At 68.7% G+C, this 19,384-nt stretch carries 13 protein-coding genes and 1 tRNA gene; 7 read left to right on the top strand and 7 right to left on the bottom strand.

Annotated elements, in window-relative coordinates:
* Positions 1-29 precede the first annotated feature (29 nt).
* The 3 genes from OU998_RS14910 to OU998_RS14900 are packed head-to-tail and all read left to right on the top strand — an operon-like array spanning position 30 to position 3,338.
* Positions 30-1,049 carry a S1/P1 Nuclease gene (locus OU998_RS14910; RefSeq protein WP_267514443.1) on the top strand — a complete coding sequence of 340 codons (1,020 nt, stop codon included), beginning with the start codon at positions 30-32 and terminating at the stop codon, positions 1,047-1,049.
* Complete coding sequence (locus tag OU998_RS14905; RefSeq protein ID WP_267514442.1) at positions 1,049-2,518, top strand: tetratricopeptide repeat-containing sulfotransferase family protein; 1,470 nt, start codon at positions 1,049-1,051, stop codon at positions 2,516-2,518. Before OU998_RS14910 ends, OU998_RS14905 begins: the two co-directional genes overlap by 1 nt.
* A 10-nt stretch (positions 2,519-2,528) precedes the next feature.
* Positions 2,529-3,338, top strand: coding sequence for an RNA methyltransferase (locus OU998_RS14900; RefSeq protein ID WP_267514441.1), 810 nt, complete (start codon positions 2,529-2,531; stop codon positions 3,336-3,338).
* Between the two features lie 53 nt (positions 3,339-3,391).
* Here OU998_RS14900 and OU998_RS14895 read toward each other — a convergent pair whose 3' ends face one another.
* The 5 genes from OU998_RS14895 to proB all read right to left on the bottom strand — a co-directional run bounded on the left by OU998_RS14895 (position 3,392) and on the right by proB (position 13,296).
* The gene (locus tag OU998_RS14895) at positions 3,392-4,699 is read right to left on the bottom strand and encodes an ammonium transporter (RefSeq protein ID WP_267514440.1); all 1,308 of its coding nucleotides are present in this window, start codon (positions 4,697-4,699) and stop codon (positions 3,392-3,394) included.
* A gap of 35 nt (positions 4,700-4,734) precedes the next feature.
* Complete coding sequence (gene gltB, locus OU998_RS14890) at positions 4,735-9,285, bottom strand: glutamate synthase large subunit (protein WP_267514439.1); 4,551 nt, start codon at positions 9,283-9,285, stop codon at positions 4,735-4,737.
* A complete protein-coding gene (locus tag OU998_RS14885) occupies positions 9,282-10,709 on the bottom strand; it encodes an NAD(P)-dependent oxidoreductase (RefSeq protein WP_267514438.1) in 1,428 nt (475 codons plus the stop codon). Before OU998_RS14885 ends, gltB begins: the two co-directional genes overlap by 4 nt.
* A gap of 155 nt (positions 10,710-10,864) precedes the next feature.
* Positions 10,865-12,142, bottom strand: coding sequence for a glutamate-5-semialdehyde dehydrogenase (locus OU998_RS14880; RefSeq protein WP_267514437.1), 1,278 nt, complete (start codon positions 12,140-12,142; stop codon positions 10,865-10,867).
* Positions 12,139-13,296, bottom strand: coding sequence for a glutamate 5-kinase (gene proB, locus OU998_RS14875; RefSeq protein WP_267514436.1), 1,158 nt, complete (start codon positions 13,294-13,296; stop codon positions 12,139-12,141). Before proB ends, OU998_RS14880 begins: the two co-directional genes overlap by 4 nt.
* A gap of 67 nt (positions 13,297-13,363) precedes the next feature.
* Between proB and OU998_RS14870 the strand changes: the two genes are divergently transcribed.
* The 4 genes from OU998_RS14870 to OU998_RS14855 all read left to right on the top strand — a co-directional run bounded on the left by OU998_RS14870 (position 13,364) and on the right by OU998_RS14855 (position 18,804).
* The gene (locus OU998_RS14870; protein WP_267514435.1) at positions 13,364-14,143 is read left to right on the top strand and encodes a ZIP family metal transporter; all 780 of its coding nucleotides are present in this window, start codon (positions 13,364-13,366) and stop codon (positions 14,141-14,143) included.
* Positions 14,144-14,353: 210 nt separating this feature from the next.
* Entirely contained in the window at positions 14,354-16,594 is a 2,241-nt protein-coding gene (locus OU998_RS14865; protein ID WP_267516821.1) for a glycoside hydrolase family 3 N-terminal domain-containing protein, read from the top strand.
* Between the two features lie 100 nt (positions 16,595-16,694).
* A complete protein-coding gene (gene carA, locus OU998_RS14860) occupies positions 16,695-17,855 on the top strand; it encodes a glutamine-hydrolyzing carbamoyl-phosphate synthase small subunit (RefSeq protein ID WP_267514434.1) in 1,161 nt (386 codons plus the stop codon).
* 4 nt (positions 17,856-17,859) lie between these two features.
* Positions 17,860-18,804 (top strand): hypothetical protein, encoded by a 945-nt coding sequence (locus tag OU998_RS14855; protein ID WP_267514433.1) that lies wholly within the window; start codon positions 17,860-17,862, stop codon positions 18,802-18,804.
* Between the two features lie 8 nt (positions 18,805-18,812).
* Here OU998_RS14855 and OU998_RS14850 read toward each other — a convergent pair whose 3' ends face one another.
* Both OU998_RS14850 and OU998_RS14845 read right to left on the bottom strand, forming a co-directional pair.
* Positions 18,813-19,079, bottom strand: coding sequence for a hypothetical protein (locus OU998_RS14850; RefSeq protein WP_267514432.1), 267 nt, complete (start codon positions 19,077-19,079; stop codon positions 18,813-18,815).
* A 189-nt stretch (positions 19,080-19,268) separates the two neighbouring features.
* Positions 19,269-19,343, bottom strand: a tRNA-Glu gene (locus tag OU998_RS14845).
* Positions 19,344-19,384 lie beyond the last annotated feature (41 nt).

The raw sequence follows: 19,384 nt of genomic DNA, 5'->3' as shown, positions 1-19,384 counted from the left end.
CGGTCGTGCTTTCCTTCCGGGTCCGTCTCATGAAACGTCTCGCCATCGCCGCCCTGGCGTTCATCGCCGTCGTCGCGCCCGCCGTGGCCGTCGGCGCCTGGGGCAATACCGGCCACAGGCTGATCGGGGTCGCGGCCATGCGGGCCCTGCCGGCCGAATTGCCCGCCTTCCTGAAGACGCCGGGCGCCATCGCCGACGTGGGCGAGTTGGCGCGCGAGCCCGACCGCTGGAAGGGCGCGGGCCAGCCGCATGACCGCGAGCGCGACACCGCCCACTTCATCGACCTGGACGACGAGGGCCACGTCTTCGACCAACGCGGCATGACCCTGGCCGAACTGCCGCGCCTGAAGTCGGAATACGACGCCGCCCTGACCAAGGCGGGGCTGGACGTCGATGACGCCGGCTATCTGCCCTACGCCATGATCGACGCCTGGCAGAACCTGGGCCGCGACTTCGCCTACTGGCGCGTGTTGAACGCCGCTGAGAAGCGCGAGACCGATATGGAGCGCCTGGCCTGGTACCGGGCCGACCGCCTGCGCCGCGAGGCCCTGATCCTGCGCGACATCGGGGTCATGGGCCACTATGTCGGCGACGGGTCCCAACCCCACCACACGACGATCCACTACAACGGCTGGGGCGACTTCCCGAACCCCGAAGGCTTCACCAATTCGCGCCAGACCCACGCCCTGTTCGAAGGCGCATTCACCAACCGCGTCGCTCGCCTGGACGCGGTCGAGGCGGCCATGCCTGCCGCCAATCTGGACGGGTTCGACGTCAAGGCGCGCACCGTCTCCTATCTGACCACGACCGTGGGCACAGTCATTCCCTTCTACCGGCTGGAGAAGGCGGGGGCCTTCCGCGACAGCGACCCGCGCGGCGCCGCCTTCGTCAACGAACGTCTGGCGGCGGGCGCGGCCGAGCTGCGGGACTTCATCACCGCCGCCTGGACCGCCTCGGGCAGCGCCTCCATCGGCTGGCCCGCCGTCAAGGTCGCCGAGGTCGAGGCTGGAACCGTTGATCCGTGGCTCGCCATGGTCGGTGAAGACTGATGTCCAACGCACACCAAGTCCGCCTCGCGCAAGGCGCGACCCTCGAGCGCCTGGGGCGTATCCCCGAGGCCGTGACCCTCTATCAGTCCGTCGTGGCCGAGCGACCGGAACTGGGCGACGTCTGGTACGATCTGGGTCGGCTTCTGCGGCGCATGCGTCGCCTCGACGACGCCCTGGCCGCCTATGATCAGGCCCTGGCCCAGGGCGCGCGCGACCCGGAAGAAGTCCATCTGAACCGCGCCGTGATCCTTGCCGAGGATCTGAACCGGCCCGATGCGGCCGAAACCGAGCTGAAGACCGCGCTCGCCCTTGCGCCCGCCTATGCGCCAGCCTGGCTCAATCTGGGCAATCTATACGAGGACGCCGGGCGACGCGATGAAGCGCGGCAGGCCTATGAGTCCGTCCTGGCCGTCGAACCGAGCCACGGCACGGCCCTGGCGCGGCTTGCGGGGGTGCAGGCGACGGCGACGTCCGACGATCCCCTGATCGGTCGGCTGCGCTCCGCCCTGGCAGCCACGCCTGAAGGGCTGGGACAGGCGGATCTGGGCTTCGCCCTGGGGCGGATTCTGGACGCGGCGGGCGATTATCACGCCGCCTTCCACGCTTATGTCGCCGCGAACCAGGCCAGCGCCGCCCTGGCCCGCGCCAAGGGCGTCGTCTACGATCCGGCCAAGGCCGAGGCCCTCGTTGATCGCATTATCGCGGCGACGCCGGCGCCGGTTGCCGCCCTGGATGACGATGATCCCGCAGCGGCGCCGATCTTCATCTGCGGCATGTTCCGCTCCGGCTCGACCCTGGTCGAGCGTATCCTGGGCGGACACAGCGGGGTTCGCGCCGGTGGAGAGCTGGACCTGCTGCCGACCCTGGCCGCCAATGTCTTCAATCCCTTCCCAGAAGCCCTGGGCGTGTTCGACGACGCCAGCCGGCGCAAGATCCGTGACGTCTATCTGAACGCCGTGCGCGAGCGCGTGCCCGGCGTCGGGGTGGTCACGGACAAGCGCCCGGACAACATCCTCTACATCGGCCTGGCCAAGACCCTGTTCCCCAAGGCCCGGATCATCCACACGGTGCGCAATCCGATCGACAACGCCCTGTCGGTCTTCTTCCTGCACCTGTCCTACGACATGGCCTATGCGCTGGACCTGGAGCACGCCGCCCACTGGACGGCCCAGGAACGACGGCTGGCGGCGCACTGGAAATCGGTCTGGCCGGATGATGTGTATGAGGTCGACTACGACGACCTGGTGGCGCGGGGCGAGCCGGCCGTGCGCGATCTGGTGGCGGCCTGCGACCTGGCGTGGGAGCCGTCGGTGATGGACTTCCATCAGCGCCAGGGGCCGGTCCGCACAGCCAGCGTCTGGCAGGTGCGCGAACCGCTTTACGCCCGGGCCTCGGGGCGGTGGAAGAATTATGCGCCGCATCTGGACGATCTGCGCGCGGCTCTGGCCCGATACGGCCTGGACGGGTAGGGAGGCGGCCATGTCCGCTTCTTCCGACTTCGCCGCCGCCGAACTCACGCCCCCCGCCGTCATCCTCGACAAGTCGCAGATGGCCGAGAACATCGGCGCTGTGGCGCGGGTGATGGCGAACTTTGGCCTGACGGACCTGCGTCTGGTGACGCCGCGCGACGGCTGGCCCCAGGAACGGGCCTGGGCCACGGCCTCGGGCGCCGACTGGGTGCTGGAGGGGGTGCGGGTGTTCGACAGCGTCGCCGAGGCGGTCGCCGACCTGAACACCGTCTTCGCCACCACCGCCCGCCCGCGCGAGACGCGTCAGCCGGTCCGCACCCCGCGCGAGGCCGGCCGTATCCTGTACGACGACACCGCCTCGGGCCTGAAGACCGGCCTGCTGTTCGGCGGCGAGCGGGCCGGGCTGGAGACGACCGACATCGCCCTGTGCGCCGGCATCGTCACCATTCCCATCGACCCGAAACACCATTCGCTGAACCTGGCCCAGGCGGTGGCGATCAACGCCTATGAGTGGCGCACCCTGATCCTTGACGCCCCGCCGCCCCGCTTCCGCGACAGCGAGCCGCCGGCGTCGAACGAACTGCTGGTCGGCATGTACGAACATCTGGAGGCGGAGCTGGAGCACGGCGGCTTCTTCTATCCCCCCGAGAAGAAACGTTCGATGAGCCAGAACCTGCGGGTCATGCTGGGCCGCGCCGCCTTCTCCGAACAGGAGGTCGCCACCATGCGCGGCGCCATCCACGCCCTGGCCAAGGGGCGGGGGCGTGTGCTGGCCAAGCTGGCGGCCGAGCGGGCGGAGAAGGCGAAGACGGACGAATAGGGCTGGCGCCCCTGGTCTTCGTCAACAGACCAGGATGAGGCTGGGCCGATCGTTCAGTGGATGGCTTCGCCATGCTGGGTATAGTCCAGCCCCTCGACCTCTTCGTCCTTGGTGACGCGCAGGCCCGTGGTGAACTTGCAGATCATCAGGACGGCGAAGGTGCCCACCGCGCTCCAGACAATGGCGCCGCCCAGGCCGAGCGCCTGTTTCCACACCGTCGCGCCCTCGGACAGGGCGTTGACGCTGGTGGTGGCGAAGACGCCGGTCAGCAGGGCGCCGACGATGCCGCCGATCCCGTGCACGCCGAACGCATCCAGGCTGTCGTCGTACTTCAGCGCATGTTTCAGCCAGACCGCGCCGGCATAGCAGGCCGGCCCGGCGATCAGTCCGATGAAGAAGGCGCCCTTGGGATCGACGAAGCCGGCGGCGGGCGTGATGGCGACCAGACCGCCGACGATGCCCGAAAGCAGGCCCAGCAGGGTCGGGCGCTTGCGGTCGAACCATTCCACCGCCATCCAGCTCAGGGCCGCAGCCCCGGCGGCCAGAATGGTGTTGAAGGCGGCGGTGGCGGCCAGGGCATCGGCCGCACCCGCCGAGCCGGCGTTGAAGCCGATCCAGCCGACCAGAAGCAGGCCGGTGCCGATGGCGCTATAGACTAGGTTGGCGGGGGCCATGTTGTCGCGGCCGAAGCCGTGACGCGGCCCCAGAACCAGGGCGCAGACCAGGCCGGCGACGCCCGCGCTGACGTGGACGACCGCCCCACCCGCGAAGTCGAGCACGCCCAGACCGCCCAGATAGCCGCCGCCCCAGACCTGATGACAGATCGGCGCATAGACGATCAGGTGCCACAGGGCGAAGAACAGCAGGCTGGCCGAGAACTTCATCCGCTCGGCGAAGGCGCCGGCGATCAGGGCCGGGGTGATGATGGCGAAGGTCATCTGGAAACTGACGAACAGCAGCTCCGGCAGGCCGGGCAGCAGACTGTGCGCCGTCTGCATCGTGACCCCGTTCAGGAAGGCCGCCTGGACCCCGCCGATCAGGCCATTGACCGCCTCCGGTCCCTTGCCGAACGACAGGCTGTAGCCGACCAGGAACCACAGCACCGAGACGATGGCGAAGGCCGCCGCCGACTGGGCGATGACGCTGATGATATTCTTCTTCCTGACCATGCCGCCATAGAACAGCGCCAGACCCGGCAGGGTCATCAGCAGCACCAGGGCGGTGGACGTCAGGATCCAGGCGGTCGCCGCATTGTCGATCACCAGGGGCGCCTGGTGCGCCAGCAGGGGCGCGGCGGCGGCTGGAGAGGCGACCGCCGCCCCGACTAAGGCGACGGCGGAAAAGGCGGCGGTTCGGGTCATTTCAGGCGTCTCGGGGAGGAGAGGTAAGGAACGGCTCAGGCTGAAGTCTTAAGCCGTTCCTCCGCCCTGACAATGTCCGTGAGCGGCAGGATCCGCACGAAACGGTCAAGCGTGGCTTCCCAGTCGCCCAGCAGGCGCCGCGCCAGGGGAGAACCCGTCGCCGCGAAGTGGGCCTCGACCAATCCGCGCAGCCGTTCGGCCGCCGCCGTGTCGATGTCGGCCACTCCGGCCAGGTCGCCGTTCAGGGCCCGTTCGGCGAAGCCGGGCTGGTCCAGTACGAACAGCTCGCCGCCGCTCATGCCCGCCGCCAGGTTCCAGCCGACTGCGCCCAGCACCACGACGCGGCCGCCGGTCATATATTCGCAGCCGTGTGCGCCCAGACCCTCGACCACCGCCTCGGCGCCCGAGTTGCGCACCGCGAACCGCTCGCCCGCCGCACCGGCGACGAACAGCCGGCCCGAGGTGGCGCCGTACAGGGTGGTGTTGCCGCAGATCAGCTGATCCTCGCGCCATTCGGGCGTGCGGACCGAGATCTCGGCGCCCGAGAGCCCCTTGCCGACATAGTCGTTGGCCTCGCCGGTCAGGTGCAGCTCGAGCCCCTTGGCGGCGAAGGCGCCGAAGCTCTGGCCGGCGATGCCCTCCAGACGCAGCTTCAGGCGACCCGCAGGCCCTTGGGCGCCGAAGCGCCGCACGATGGCGGAAGAGACGGCCGCGCCGACGGTGCGCTGGGTGTTGTTCAGCGGATAGGACAGTTCCAGCGTCTGGCCGCGATCCAGGAAGCGCACCGCGTCCTTCAGCACCCGGGCGTCCAGGCTGTCGGCGATGGGCTTTCTGACCTTGTCCGCCCATTTGCCGGCCGCGCCCTCGTCCACCCGAACCAGCAGGGGGTTCAGGTCCAGGTCATCCAGGTGCGAGCCGCCGCGCCGGACCTGACGCAACAGGTCGGTGCGGCCGATGATCTCGTCCATCGTCCGGGCGCCGATCGAGGCCAGGATCTCGCGCGTTTCTTCGGCGATGAAGGTGAACAGGTTCACCACCTTGTCCGGGGTGCCGGTGAACTTCTCGCGCAGCCGCTCGTCCTGGGAACAGACGCCGACGGGGCAGGTGTTCGAATGGCACTGGCGCACCATCAGACAGCCCATGGCGATCAGGGCGGCGGTGCCCACGCCGTATTCCTCGGCGCCCAGCATGGCGGCGATCACGACGTCGCGGCCGGTGCGGACCCCGCCGTCGGTCCGCAGCGTCACCGAGCCGCGCAGATTGTTCAGCGTCAGCACCTGATGGGCCTCGGCCAGGCCGATCTCCCACGGCAGGCCGGCATGCTTGATCGAGGTCTGGGGCGAGGCGCCGGTGCCGCCGTTGTGGCCGGCGATCAGGATGGCGTCGGCATTGGCCTTGGCCACCCCCGATGCGATGGCCCCGATGCCCGAGGCGGACACCAGTTTCACCGTCACCTTGGCGTCGGGATTGATGGCCTTCAGATCATAGATCAGCTGGGCCAGGTCCTCGATCGAATAGATGTCGTGGTGCGGCGGCGGGCTGATCAGGGTGGTGCCGGGCACGGCGTGGCGCATCCGAGCGATGAACTCGGTTACCTTGAAGCCGGGCAGTTGCCCGCCCTCGCCGGGCTTGGCGCCCTGAGCCACCTTGATCTCGATCTCGCGGCACTGGTTCAGATATTCGGCCGTGACGCCGAACCGGCCCGAGGCGACTTGCTTGACCGCCGAGTTGGCGTCGTCGCCATTGGCGCGCGGGTGATAGCGTTCCGGATCCTCGCCGCCCTCGCCCGAGACCGAGCGGGCGCCGATGCGGTTCATGGCGATGTTGAGCGTCTCGTGCGCCTCGGGGCCAAGCGCCCCCAGGGACATGGCCTGGGTCAGGAAGCGGCGGCGGATGTCCGACACGCTCTCGACCTGATCAACCGGAATGGCGACGCCCTCGCGGAAGTCCAGAAGGTCGCGCAGGGACAGGTCGGCCTGGGCGCGGACCGCTTCCGAGAACTGCTTGAAGCGGCGATAGTCGCCCCTGTTGCAGGCGTCCTGAAGCAGGTGGATGGTCTTGGCCTCGTGGGCATGGGCCTCGCCGCCTGAGCGGATCTTGAAGAAGCCCCCGATGGCGGGCGAGGGCAGGGCCTCGCCCCAGGCCACCTTGTGCCGCTTCATCGCCGCCTGTTCCAGACCGGCCAAGCCGATGCCGGAGATGCGCGACGGGGCGCCGGGGAAGAACTCGGCCGTCAGGGCGCGCGACAGGCCCAGCACCTCGAACTCGCAGCCGCCGCGATAGGCGGAGATGACGCTGATCCCCTTGCGCGCCAGGGTCTTCAGCAAGCCCGCCTCGATGCCGTGCTTGTAGTTCAGGCAGGCGTCGCGCAGCGTCAGGCCGGGATACAGGCCGCGATCCAGACGCTCCTGGAACAGGTCCTGGGCCAGCCAGGCGTTGACGGTGGTGGCGCCCACTCCGACCAGGACGGCGAACCCATGCGGATCAAGCGTTTCGGCCGTGCGGACGACGATCGAGCAATAGGTGCGCAGGCCCGCGCTGGTCAGCCGGCCGTGAACCCCGGCCGTGGCCAGGATCATCGGGGCGGCCAGACGGGTCGCCGAGCCTTGCTGATCGGTCAGCACGATCAGGGCCGCGCCGTCGCGGGCGGCGGCCTCGGCCTCGTCCATGATCCGATCCAGCGCCGCACGCAGGCCGGCGCCCGGTCGGGCGTCTTCGGTCGGGGTGTCGTAGCTGCAGTCGATGATCACGGTCGAACCGGCGCCGACGGTGGCGACCATCCGGTCGTACATGCCGTTGGTCAGGACGGGGCTGTCCAGCACGAAGACGTCGGTCTGGGCCGCTTCCTGGGCCAGGATATTGCCCAGGTTCTTGAACCGGGTCTTCAGGCTCATCGACCCCGCTTCACGCAGGGGGTCGATCGGCGGATTGGTCACCTGGCTGAAGTTCTGCCGGAAATAGTGGCTCAGCGGGCGCGGCAGGGCCGACAGCACCGCCGGCGGGGCGTCGTCGCCCATGGAGCCGACCGCCTCCTTGCCGTCGCGCACCAGGGCGTCCAGCAGCAGGTCCAGATCTTCGCGGCTGTAGCCGGCGGCGATCTGGCGACGCGTCAGATCCTCGCCCGAGGTCGAGCGGGGTTCCGGTCCGGGACCGATGATCGGCTCCAGATCGACCATATTGTCCAGCCACTCGGTATAGGGGTGGGCGGCGGACAGGGCGTCGATGGCCTCACGCTCGTCGTACAGACGGCCGTGCTTCATATCGACGGCGATCAGCTTGCCGGGGCCGATGTGCAGGCGGCGCTTCACCCGGCTTTCGGGGATCGGCACCAGGCCGGCTTCCGACCCGGCCATCAGCAGGCCGTCCACGGTTTCGACCGCACGCAGCGGGCGCAGGCCGTTGCGGTCCTTGCCGGCCACGATCCAGCGACCGTCCGCCGCGCAGATGGCGGCCGGGCCGTCCCACGGCTCCATCACCGCGTTGCAATAGGCGTAGAAGGCCCGGTGTTCGGCGGGCATGACCACATCGTCCTTGGCCCAGGCCTCGGGGATCAACAGGGCCTTGGCCATGGGCGCGGGGCGACCGGCGTGGACCAGCACCTCCATGACATTGTCCAGGGCGGCCGAGTCTGACCCGCCCGGCTGGACCACCGGCTTCACCTCGCGGTCGCGGTCTCCGAAGGCCTGGGCGGCCATGCGGATTTCGTGCGACTTCATCCAGTTGAGGTTGCCCTTCAGCGTGTTGATCTCGCCGTTGTGGGCCAGCATGCGGAAGGGCTGGGCCAGCTTCCATTCGGGGAAGGTGTTGGTCGAATAGCGCTGGTGGAAGACGGCGTAGGCCGAGACGAAGCGTGGGTCTTCCAGGTCGGGGTACAGGTTCCCCAGCAGTTCGGCCCGCACCATGCCCTTGTAGGCGATGGAGCGTGCGGACAGGGTGCAGATGTAGACGGCGGCCAGGTTCTCGGTCTTGACCGTCTTCTCGATGCGGCGGCGGCACAGATACAGCTCGCGCTCCAGCGCCTCGCCGTCCAGCGGCTGGCCGGCGTCGTCCAGAGGCGGGGCCAGCATGATCTGTTCGATCTCGGGCCGGGTGGCGCCGGCCTTGGTTCCCACGACCGACAGGTCGATGGGCGTCTGGCGCCAGCCATAGATCCAGAAGCCGGCGCGCAGGGCCTCGGTCTCGACGATGGCGCGGGCGCGATCCTGGGCGCCCAGGTCGGTGCGCGGCAGGAAGACCTGGCCGACGCAGATCGGGCCGGGACGCAGGGACTGACCGATCAAGGCCACCTGGTCGGCGAAGAAGCCCTGGGGCAGTTCGCACATGACGCCGGCGCCGTCGCCGGACAGGCCGTCAGGATCGACCGCGCCGCGGTGGGCCACGGCCTTCAGGCTGCGGATCGCATATTCGACCACGTCGCGGCGCGGCGTGCCGTCAATGGAGCAGACCAGGCCCACGCCGCAGGCGTCGCGCTCGGACGTGCGGTCATAGGCGTGGCCGGCTTCCAGGCGGTCGCGGGTCTCTTCGTACTTGTTCAGCCAATCGCCTTCTTGGGGCGCTATCGGCCGTTGGCCTAAATGAGCGGTCATGCCGCGACCTCCTCGGTGCGGGTCTTCAAATAGCGGTCGATCTCGGCGGCGGCGTCCTGGCCCTCTCGCACGGCCCAGACGACCAGCGAGGCGCCGCGCACCGCGTCGCCTGCGGCGAACACGCCGGGCAGGCTGGTGGCGAAACTGATCGAGCCGACCTTGATCGTGCCGTCGTCGCGCAGGCGAAGATTGGGTTCATGCGCCGCGAAAGGTTCGGGCGAGAAGCCCAGGGCCTCGATAACGATGTCGGCCGGAATGTCGAAGTCGGCGCCCGGCACGGGCACGATGTCGCGCCGCTCGCCAGGGGCCGCTTCGGTCAGTTGCATCCGCGCGGCGCGAACGCCGGTGACGGTGTCGCCTTGCGACAGCAGGGCCTTGGGCGCGCCCAGCCATTCGAAGACGACGCCCTCTTCCTCGGCGTTGACGACCTCGCGGGCCGAGCCCGGCATGTTCTCTCGGTCGCGGCGATACAGGCAGGTGACGGAGGCCGCCCCCTGGCGGATCGCCGTGCGGACGCAGTCCATGGCTGTGTCGCCGCCGCCGATGACGACCACCCGCTTGCCGCGCGCCTCGTGCCAGCCGTCTTGCTCGGCGTCGCCCAGGTCGCGTCGGTTCTGATGCGTCAGATAGGACAGGGCCGCCACGGTCGAATCCGGCCCGCGCCCCGGCGCCGACAGGATGCGGGGCTGATAGACGCCCATGGCCAGCAGGACGACGTCATGGCGCTCGCGCAGTTCGGTCAGGGTCACGTCCTTGCCGATTTCGCAGCCCAGCGCGAACTGGACGCCGCCGTCGATCAGGCGGTCCACCCGTCGTTGGACGACGTGCTTCTCCAGCTTGAAGCCGGGGATGCCGTAGATCAGCAGGCCGCCGGCGCGGTCGTGGCGGTCATAGACGGTGACCTGATAGCCTTCGCTGCGCAGGCGGTCGGCGGCGGCCATGCCGGCCGGGCCGGCGCCGACGATGCCGACGCTCTCGCCGCGCTCGGCCGCCGGACGGATCGGTTCGACCCAGCCGTTGGCGAAGGCCTGATCGCCCAGCCAGGCCTCGACCGAGCCGATGGTGACGGCGTCCCAGCCGGATTGGTTCAGGGTGCAGGCGCCCTCGCACAGCCGGTCCTGCGGGCAGATGCGGCCGCAGATCTCGGGCATGGTCGAGGTCAGGGACGCCACACGCCAGGCTTCACGCGGCTCGTTCTCGGCCGAAAGGCGCAGCCAGTCGGGGATGTTGTTCTGAAGCGGGCAGGCGTTCTGGCAGAAGGGCACGCCGCAGTCGGTGCAGCGCGACGCCTGTTTCTCGGCCGTCTCGGTCGAGGGCGGAATCGTAATCTCGCCGAACCCGCGTGCGCGCAGTTCGGCTGAGGCCTTCGAGAGGCGGCGTGGTTCGACGACGAAAGTCCCGCCTTGCTTCAGGGTCTTATGCATGCCGCGCATATGCCGCAAATGGCGGGGCTCGCGCAATTACCGTTTGCGTGACAGGGGCTAAAGATGACTAAATTGCAAAAATAATCCCGCGTTGAATGCGTGGGAATGAATTCATTGCGCGGTTTTTCGGGTTCCGAACAGCAAACCTTGGCCGCTCAAGGCCGTGTCTGGCCCTGACCGCGCACCACATATTTGTAGGTCGTGAGTTGTTCCGCCCCGACCGGGCCGCGGGCGTGCAGGCGGGCGGTGGAGATGCCGATCTCGCCGCCGAAGCCGAACTCGCCGCCGTCGGCGAACTGGGTCGAGGCGTTGATCAGGACGATGGCGCTGTCCACCCGCGCCGCGAACCGTTCTGCGGCCTGGGCGTCCGTCGTGATGATCGCCTCGGTGTGGCCCGAGCCGTAGCGGGCGATGTGGGCCGTCGCTGCGTCCAGGTCATCGACGATCCGCACCGCCAGGATGGGCGCCAGATATTCGGTGGTCCAGTCGGCGTCGGTCGCCGGGATCATGGCGGGGACCAGGGCCAAGGCCTCGGCGTCGCCGCGCAGTTCGCAGCCGGCGGCGATCAGGTCGGCGGCGACCGGGGGCAGCAGGCGAGCGGCGCCGGCGCGGTCCACCAGCAGGGTCTCGGTCGCGCCGCAGACCGACACCCGCCGCATCTTGGCGTTCAGCACAATGGCGCGGGCGGCGTCCAAATCGGCCGCCTCGTGCAGATAGGTATGGTTCAGACCCTCAAGATGGCTGAGCACCGCCGTCTTCGCCTCGGCCTGGACCCGCGCGACCAGACTCTTGCCGCCGCGCGGAATGATGACGTCGATAGCGCCGTCCAACCCGCCTAGCATCAGGCCCACGGCCTCGCGATCCGGCGTATCGACCAGTTGCACCGCGTCGGCGGGCAGGCCGGCCAGCGCCAGGGCTTCGCCAATCAGCCCGGCGATGGCCAGAGATGACTGGAGACAGTCCGATCCGCAGCGCAGGATGGCGGCGTTCCCGGAACGGATGCACAGGGCGGCCGCGTCGGCGGTGACATTGGGCCGGCTCTCATAGATGACGCCCAGGACCCCGATGGGGGTGCGGACCCGGGCGATGTCCAGGCCGTTGGCCGGGGTCCAGCGTTCGGTCTCGACGCCCAGGGGGTCGGGCACGGCGGCGATGGTCGCCACGGCCTGGGCCATGCCGGCGACGCGCGCGGGCGTCAGCGACAGCCGGTCAATCAGGGCCTCGGTCATGCCGTTGGCGCGGGCGGCGTCCACATCGCGGACATTGGCGGCCAGGATGTCGGTTTCGGCGGCCGTCAGCTTTTCGGACAGGATCTCCAGTGCGCGGGTGCGGGCGGCGGCCGTCGCGTCGCGCAGGCCGGCGGCGGCGGCGCGGGCGCGGCGGCCCCTTTCTAGCATCTGAGTGTCGAGCATTCGGGTCTCAAGATCGGTCATCGGTCGTCCAAAACCATATCGTCACGGTGGATCAGCACTGCGGCGCCGCGATAGCCGAGGATGGCCTCGATCTCGTCGCTGCGGCGGCCCCGGATGCGGGCGGCTTCGTCGGCGGCGTAGGCGGCCAGGCCCACCCCGACCGAGGCGCCGTCCAGATCGGTCAGGCGCACGCAATCGCCCTTTTCGAAGTCGCCGGTCACGGCCGTCACGCCTGCGGGCAGCAGGCTTTTACCGGCGGCCAGGGCCGTCACCGCCCCGGCGTCCAGCGTCAGGGTTCCTGCCGGCGACAGGCTGCCGGCGATCCATTGCTTGTAGGCGGCCATGGGGCCGTCGGGGGCGGTGATCAGGGTCGCGCGGGCGCCGTCCGCTATGGCCGCCAAGGGCGACAGGGTCTGGCCCGAGGCGATGATGGTGGCGCAACCGGCCGAGCGGGCGATCTGGGCCGCCGCCAGCTTGGTCGCCATGCCGCCGGTCCCGACCCCGGCCTGTGCGTTGGCGCCCCCGCCCATGGCCAGGATGTCAGGGCTTAGCGTCTCGATCAGCGGCAAGTGGGCGGCGTTGGGATCGCGGCGCGGGTCGGCGGTGTAGAGGCCGTCCACATCCGACAGCAAAATCAGCAGGTCAGCCCGCGCCAGCTGAGCCGTGCGCGCGGCCAGACGATCGTTGTCGCCGTAGCGGATTTCTTCCGTCGCCACGGTGTCGTTTTCGTTGACGATGGGGATGACCCCATGGCCCAGCAGGGCCTCGACGGTGGCGCGGCCGTTCAGCCAGCGACGGCGGCGTTCTGTGTCGTCGCGGGTCAGCAGCACCTGGCCGACGACCAGATCGTGCGGCGCCAAGGCCTCGGACCAGGCGGCCATAAGCAGGGACTGACCGACCGAAGCCGCCGCCTGCTTGTCCTCCAGCCGCGTCCCCAGGTTCGGCAGACGGCCGCGGCCCAAGGCGATGGAGCCCGACGAGACGACAATGATCTCGCGCCCCTCGGCCTTCAGGCTTGCCAGATCACGAGCCACGGCCGCCAGCCAGTCGTGCGTCGGCCGCCGGGTTTCGGCGTCGATCAGCAACGAAGATCCGATCTTGATCACGACCCGGCGCGCCGCAGCCAGGGCGGAAGCGGCGTCCGGGCGAGGAGCGGGGCAGGCGACTTGGGACATGAAGGTTTCTCTAACGCGACTGTTCGGGCTTGTCTCTTGCTGTGTCGGCCTTCACAGCAAGCGAATGATGGAAACTCTTTCCCCGATCGCCGCCGGCGCCCTGGGCAGTCTGGCGGCGGGCATGATGACGGCGGTGGGCGCCGTGCCCATGCTGTTCCTAAAGAAGCCGAGCGAGCAGACCCAGAGCGTGCTGCTGGGTTTCGCCGCCGGGGTCATGCTGGCGGCGTCCTTCTTCTCGCTGATCATTCCCGGCGTGGACGTGCTGCAAACCGGCGGCGCGTCTCAGGCCTGGGCGGCCGGGACGATGGCGGCGGCGGTGCTTATCGGTGCGACGGCCATCGGCCTGATGAACCGTTTCGCGCCTGTGGACATGCTGGCCATCGGCCCGGCCCAGTCCAAGGATCTGGCACGGCGCATCTGGCTGTTCATCATCGCCATCACCCTGCACAACTTCCCTGAAGGCGCGGCCGTGGGCGTTAGTTTCGGCGGCGGCGACATGCACCAGGGGCTGGCCACGGCCCTGGGGATCGGCATCCAGAACATGCCGGAAGGCCTGGCTGTCTCGGCCGCCATGGCGTCTTTGGGCTATGGTCGCGGGCCGGCTTTTCTGGGCGCGCTGGCTTCCGGCCTGGTCGAGCCGGTCGGAGGCCTGATTGGCGCCGGAGTGGTCGGAATGTTGCCCGGCGCCCTGCCGTGGGGTCTGGGTCTGGCGGCCGGCGCGATGATCTATGTCGTCACCGCCGAGATCATTCCGCAGACGCGCGAACAGTCCAAGGGCGACAGTTCGATGATCGGGTTGATGATCGGCCTGGTGGGCATGATGTTCCTGGATATCGCCCTAGGTTGAGCCGCTTATCGCGGTTGGCGGCGGGACAGTTACATCATTTACATCCGGCGCGGGTCTGGACGGCGCCCGCCGCCAGAGGTTAGGCCACCAAACTCGCAGTCCGGTCTTCCCCGCCAGAACTTCCCGAAGGAGCGCCCCATTAAGACGCGACCTATAAAGCCTTCGGCTTCCCGTCGAAACTTCTTGTCTGGCCTGGGGCTTCTGGCCCTGATGGGCACCGGAGTCTTCCCCATGCCTGTTTCCGCTGAAACCTCGCGCACCGTGCAACGCCACCGCCAGAGGATCGAGGATCTGATCGCGGCGATGACGGTCGAAGAGAAGGCGGGGCAGCTGAACCTGTTGGCCGACCCGTTCCGCTGGATGCCGACGGCGGTCAACCCGCTGGACGGCACCGGCGATCCCGCGCGCGTCACCGCCATGATCCGCGAAGGCAAGGTCGGCAGTCTGTTCAACGGCATCGGCGCCGAGACCGGCCGCCGCATCCAGCAGGTGGCGATGGAGGAAAGCCGGCTGAAGATCCCGCTGCTGTTCGCGGCGGATGTGATCCATGGCCTGTCCACTATCTTCCCCGTGCCCCTGGCCGAGGCCGCGGCCTTCGACACCGAGCTGGCGCGCCGTACGGCCCGCGCGGCGGCGGTCGAAACGGCGGCGTCCGCCGTGCACCAGACCTACGCCCCCATGGTGGATGTGGCGCGCGACCAACGCTGGGGCCGCAATGTCGAGGGCGCCGGCGAGGACGTGCTGCTGAACAACCTGTTGGCCGCCGCCCGGGTGCGCGGCTTCCAGGGCGACAAGGGGCTGGACGATCGCGACGCCGTCCTGGCCACCGCCAAACATATGGCCGCCTATTCGGGCGCCATCGGCGGGGTCGAGTACAACACCACCGACATGAGCGAACAGACGCTGCGCGGCGTCTTCCTGCCGCCGTTCAAGGCTTCGGTGGAAGCGGGCGCCCTGTCGATCATGAGCGCCTTCAACGATGTGAACGGCGTGCCCGCTTCCGGCAGCCGCAAGCTGCTGACCGACATCCTGCGCGGCGAATGGGGTTTTGAGGGCTTTGTGGTCTCTGACTACACCTCCGAACAGGAACTGGTCGCCCACGGCTTCGCCGAGGACGGCCGCGACGCGGCGCGCATCGCCTTCAACGCCGGCGTCGATGTCTCGATGGTGTCGGGCCTCTATCTCGAACACCTGCCCAGCCTGGTGGCGAGCGGCGAAGTGTCGATGGCGCGGCTGGACGAGGCGGTGCGTCGCCTCTTGACCACCAAGGCGGCCCTGGGCCTGTTCGACGATCCCTATCGCGGCACCGACCCGGTGCGCGAAAAGGCCGTGGTCGGCTCGCACGACCACATCGCCCTGTCGCGCGAGGCCGGCCGCAAGTCGCTGGTCTTGCTGAAGAATGACAACCAGCTTCTGCCGCTGAACAAGAGCCAGAAGATCGCCCTGGTCGGCCCCTTCGCCGACGACGTGGACAATGTCTGGGGCCCGTGGACCATCTGGGGCGCGCCGGAGCGTCGGGTTTCGCTGGAGGCCGGCTTCCGCGCCGCCATGACCGATCCGCAAACCCTGACCGTCGCGCGCGGTTCGGGCATTGAGACCCCGCTGGACGGCGGCATCGAAGACGCCATCCGCGCCGCCGCAAACGCCGACGTCATCGTCCTGGCCATCGGCGAGAGCCAGAAGATGTCGGGCGAGGCCCAGTCGCGCACCGAGATCGTCGTCCCGGCCCCGCAGCAGGCCCTGGTCGACGCCATGGCCGCCACCGGCAAGCCGATGGTCATCCTGCTGCGCAACGGCCGAGCCCTGGCGCTGGAGGGCAATGTCAAGAACGCCCAGGCCATCGTCGTCACCTGGTTCCTGGGCGAGCAGATGGGTAACGCCGTGGCTGACGTGATCTTCGGGTCGCACGGCCCGTCGGCCCGCCTGCCGGTCAGCTTCCCGCACAAGTCCGGTCAGCAGCCCTATTCGTACGACCACAAGAACACCGGCCGTCCGGCCAATCCGGCCCTGCCGATCGAGGAATACAAGGCCCGCTATCGCGAGACGACCAATACGGCCCTGTATCCGTTCGGCTACGGCCTGACCTATGGCGATGTGGCCTATGGTCCGGTTGAGATGGCGAGCAATGAACTGGCCTGGGCCGGAACCTTGGACGTGGCCGTGACCGTCGCCAACCGGGGCGCACACGTCGCCGAGGAACTGGTGCAGCTCTATGTCCACGACCGGGTCGCCAGCCTGACCCAGCCGGGGCGGTTGCTGAAGGACTTCAAGCGGGTGACGCTGCGACCGGGCCAGACCGAGACGGTGCGTTTCACGCTGAACGCCCGTCAGTTGGGCTTCATCGGTGCGGACAACGCCTATCGGATCGAGCCGGGCCTGTTCGATCTGTGGCTGGCGCCCCATGCCCAGGGCGGTTCGACGGCCCAGTTCCGGCTGGTTGGACCGGCGTAAGATGCGGATGGTCGTTGACCCGGCGCACGGCAGGGCTTAACGACCCCGCCGTTTGTCTCCGGCCTCCGTTTAGGCTGGATTCGTGTGTAGGAGCGCGCCCATGACGACCAAGATACTTCCGGGCGCTACGGGCGTCCTCGCGCTCGCCGACGGCACGATCCTGCAAGGGATCGGCGTCGGCGCTGTCGGATCGGCGCTGGGTGAGGTGGTCTTCAACACCGCCATGACCGGCTATCAGGAAATCCTGACCGACCCGTCCTACATGAGCCAGATCCTGGCCTTCACCTTCCCCCATGTCGGCAACACCGGCACGAACGTCGAAGATATCGAACAGATGGGCGGCGGTTCGGACACCTCCGCGCGCGGCGCCATTTTCCGCGACGTGCCGACCGATCCGGCCAACTATCGGTCCGACGCCAGTTTCGACGACTGGATGAAACGGCGCGGCGTGGTCGGGCTGGCGGGCGTGGACACCCGCGCCCTGACCAAGATTATCCGTGACAAGGGCGCCCCCCACGCGGTCATCGCCCATAATCCGGACGGCCAGTTCGATCTGGACGCCCTGATCGCCCAGGCGCGCGCCTGGACCGGTCTGGTCGGCCTGGACCTGGCCAAGCCCGCCTCGACGCTTCAGGCGTTCGAATGGGACGAGGGCCTGTGGGAATGGCCGGAAGGCCACCCCAAGACGCAAGGGCGCAAGACCGTGGTCGTCATCGACTATGGGGTGAAGCGCAACATCCTGCGCGCCCTGGCCTCGACCGGCGCCAAGATCACTGTGGTCCCGGCCACGACGACGGCGGAAGAGGTTCTGGCGCGCAATCCCGACGGCGTCGTCCTGTCGAACGGTCCGGGCGATCCGGCCGCGACCGGCGAATACGCCGTGCCCGAGATTCAGAAACTGGTCGCCAGCGGCAAGCCCCTGATGGGCATCTGCCTGGGCCACCAGATGCTGGCCCTGGCCCTGGGCGCCAAGACGGTGAAGATGGAACAGGGCCACCACGGCGCCAACCATCCGGTCAAGGATCTGACCACCGGCAAGGTCGAGATCGTGTCGATGAACCACGGTTTCACCGTTGATCGCGACAGTCTGCCCGAGGCCGTCACCGAAACCCACGTCAGCCTGTTCGACGGCACCAACTGCGGCATCGCCGTCAAGGACAAGCCGATCTTCAGCGTCCAGCACCACCCCGAGGCCTCGCCCGGGCCGGCCGACAGCCTGTATCTGTTCGACCGGTTCGCCGACCTGATGGGCCCGCGCTGACGCCATGAAACAGGGGGCGGTCCGGTCGGACTATCTGGACTGGCTGGCCCAGGCGCTGGAGGTCGGACGCCGGATCACGCCCTTGCCCGATGGCGATGCGGTGGTCGGCTACGCCACCGGCTATGACGCCGCCGACATCGCGCCATTCGTGCTGTCGTTGCGGGCCGTGTTCGACGGTTCGGTCGCGCTTGTGGTGGATGCGGATGCTGAGCTGCGCGCCTTCCTGGCCGAGCATGGCGTGACCGCCGTCGATGCGCCGGTCTGGCGCGGCTGGGCGCCCCATCCGGTGATGCAGAGGTTCGTGGCCTTCGCCGGTCTGCTGGGCGACCGGCCCGGCGCGGCCCTGGCCTGCGACGTGCGCGACGTCATCTTCCAGGCCCCGCCGTTTGAGCGGCCGCCGGCGGGGGTGGAAGCCTTCGTCGAGGCCGAGGCGCCCTTGGCCGACCATGCTTTCAACATGAAGTATCTGCGCGCCCTGTTCGGCGAGGCCCAGGCCGCGCAACTGGGCGACAAGGCCTGTCTGTGCGTCGGGACGGTTCTCGGTCCTCGGGCCGAAGTCGCGCGCCTGTCGCGGTTGATCCTGTCGCTGGCGGCCACGCCCCGGTCTGAGATCGGCGGGGCTTTCGGCGCCGATCAGGCGGCCTTCAACATGGCGATCCACCAAGGACTGACAGCGGCGGCGATCCAACCGAACTACGGCCGGGTCGCGACCTTGGGCCTGACGCCGGGGGAGGGGTTGGCGTTCAGTGAGGGCCGCGTGGTCAATCCGGACGGCACGGTCAGCCCTATCGTCCACCAGCATGATCGACATCCCCACCTTGCGAAGGCCGTGCACGACCTTTGGGGCGGCGGCTTTGAGCACCGCGAACGGGTCCGCCCGAAGTCGGCGGCGCGGAGGCTCGACAAGCTGAAGGCGTCGCTGCGCCGGCGGACCCCCGAGCTGCGTTAAGCTCTTGCCTAAGGCAGGGGCGCGAAACTCTTGTCCTCGCGCAGGGCGCTGGCCTTCTGCACCGCCATAGGGGCGGCGTGCAGCCAGTAGTCGGCGTCATCAAGCCGCTGCTCACGACGGCGTTCAAGGCCGCGCATCCGCCTGAGGGCGGCGTTTTCCAGCAGGCGCGCATGCAGGGCGCGGGGTGTCGGTTCAGAAATGGCGGAAGAGCCGGGGACGGCGACGGTGTCGGGGCCTTGGGGCTCCACCGCCGGACGGGCGATGGCGATAAACATGGACCACTCGGATGTGAGACAGGCGCTTCTGCACCGAGACGACAGTGGGTTAACCACAACGGCTGTGGATAGTTCCTGTATGCGTTCGAAAAAAGTCCGTGAATCGATAGGCTTACTCGCCTCGATCCGGCCCAAATGGTTGGGGTTTGGTTAATCCGGGATCGGAGTGACTTCTCAACGATCCGCCGGTGGCAGTCCCTAGGGGAGTCGAACCCCTCTTTTCAGGTTGAAAACCTGACGTCCTAACCGATAGACGAAGGGACCGCGGCCGGGGCGGCGCATTTGCCCCGGATCGGCCCCTTCTG

It is taken from the genome of Brevundimonas sp. SL130 (assembly GCF_026625805.1).
Taxonomy (GTDB): Bacteria; Pseudomonadota; Alphaproteobacteria; order Caulobacterales; family Caulobacteraceae; genus Brevundimonas.
Note: the sequence above shows the minus strand (reverse complement) of the source record. Positions and strands in the feature narration are given on the sequence as shown.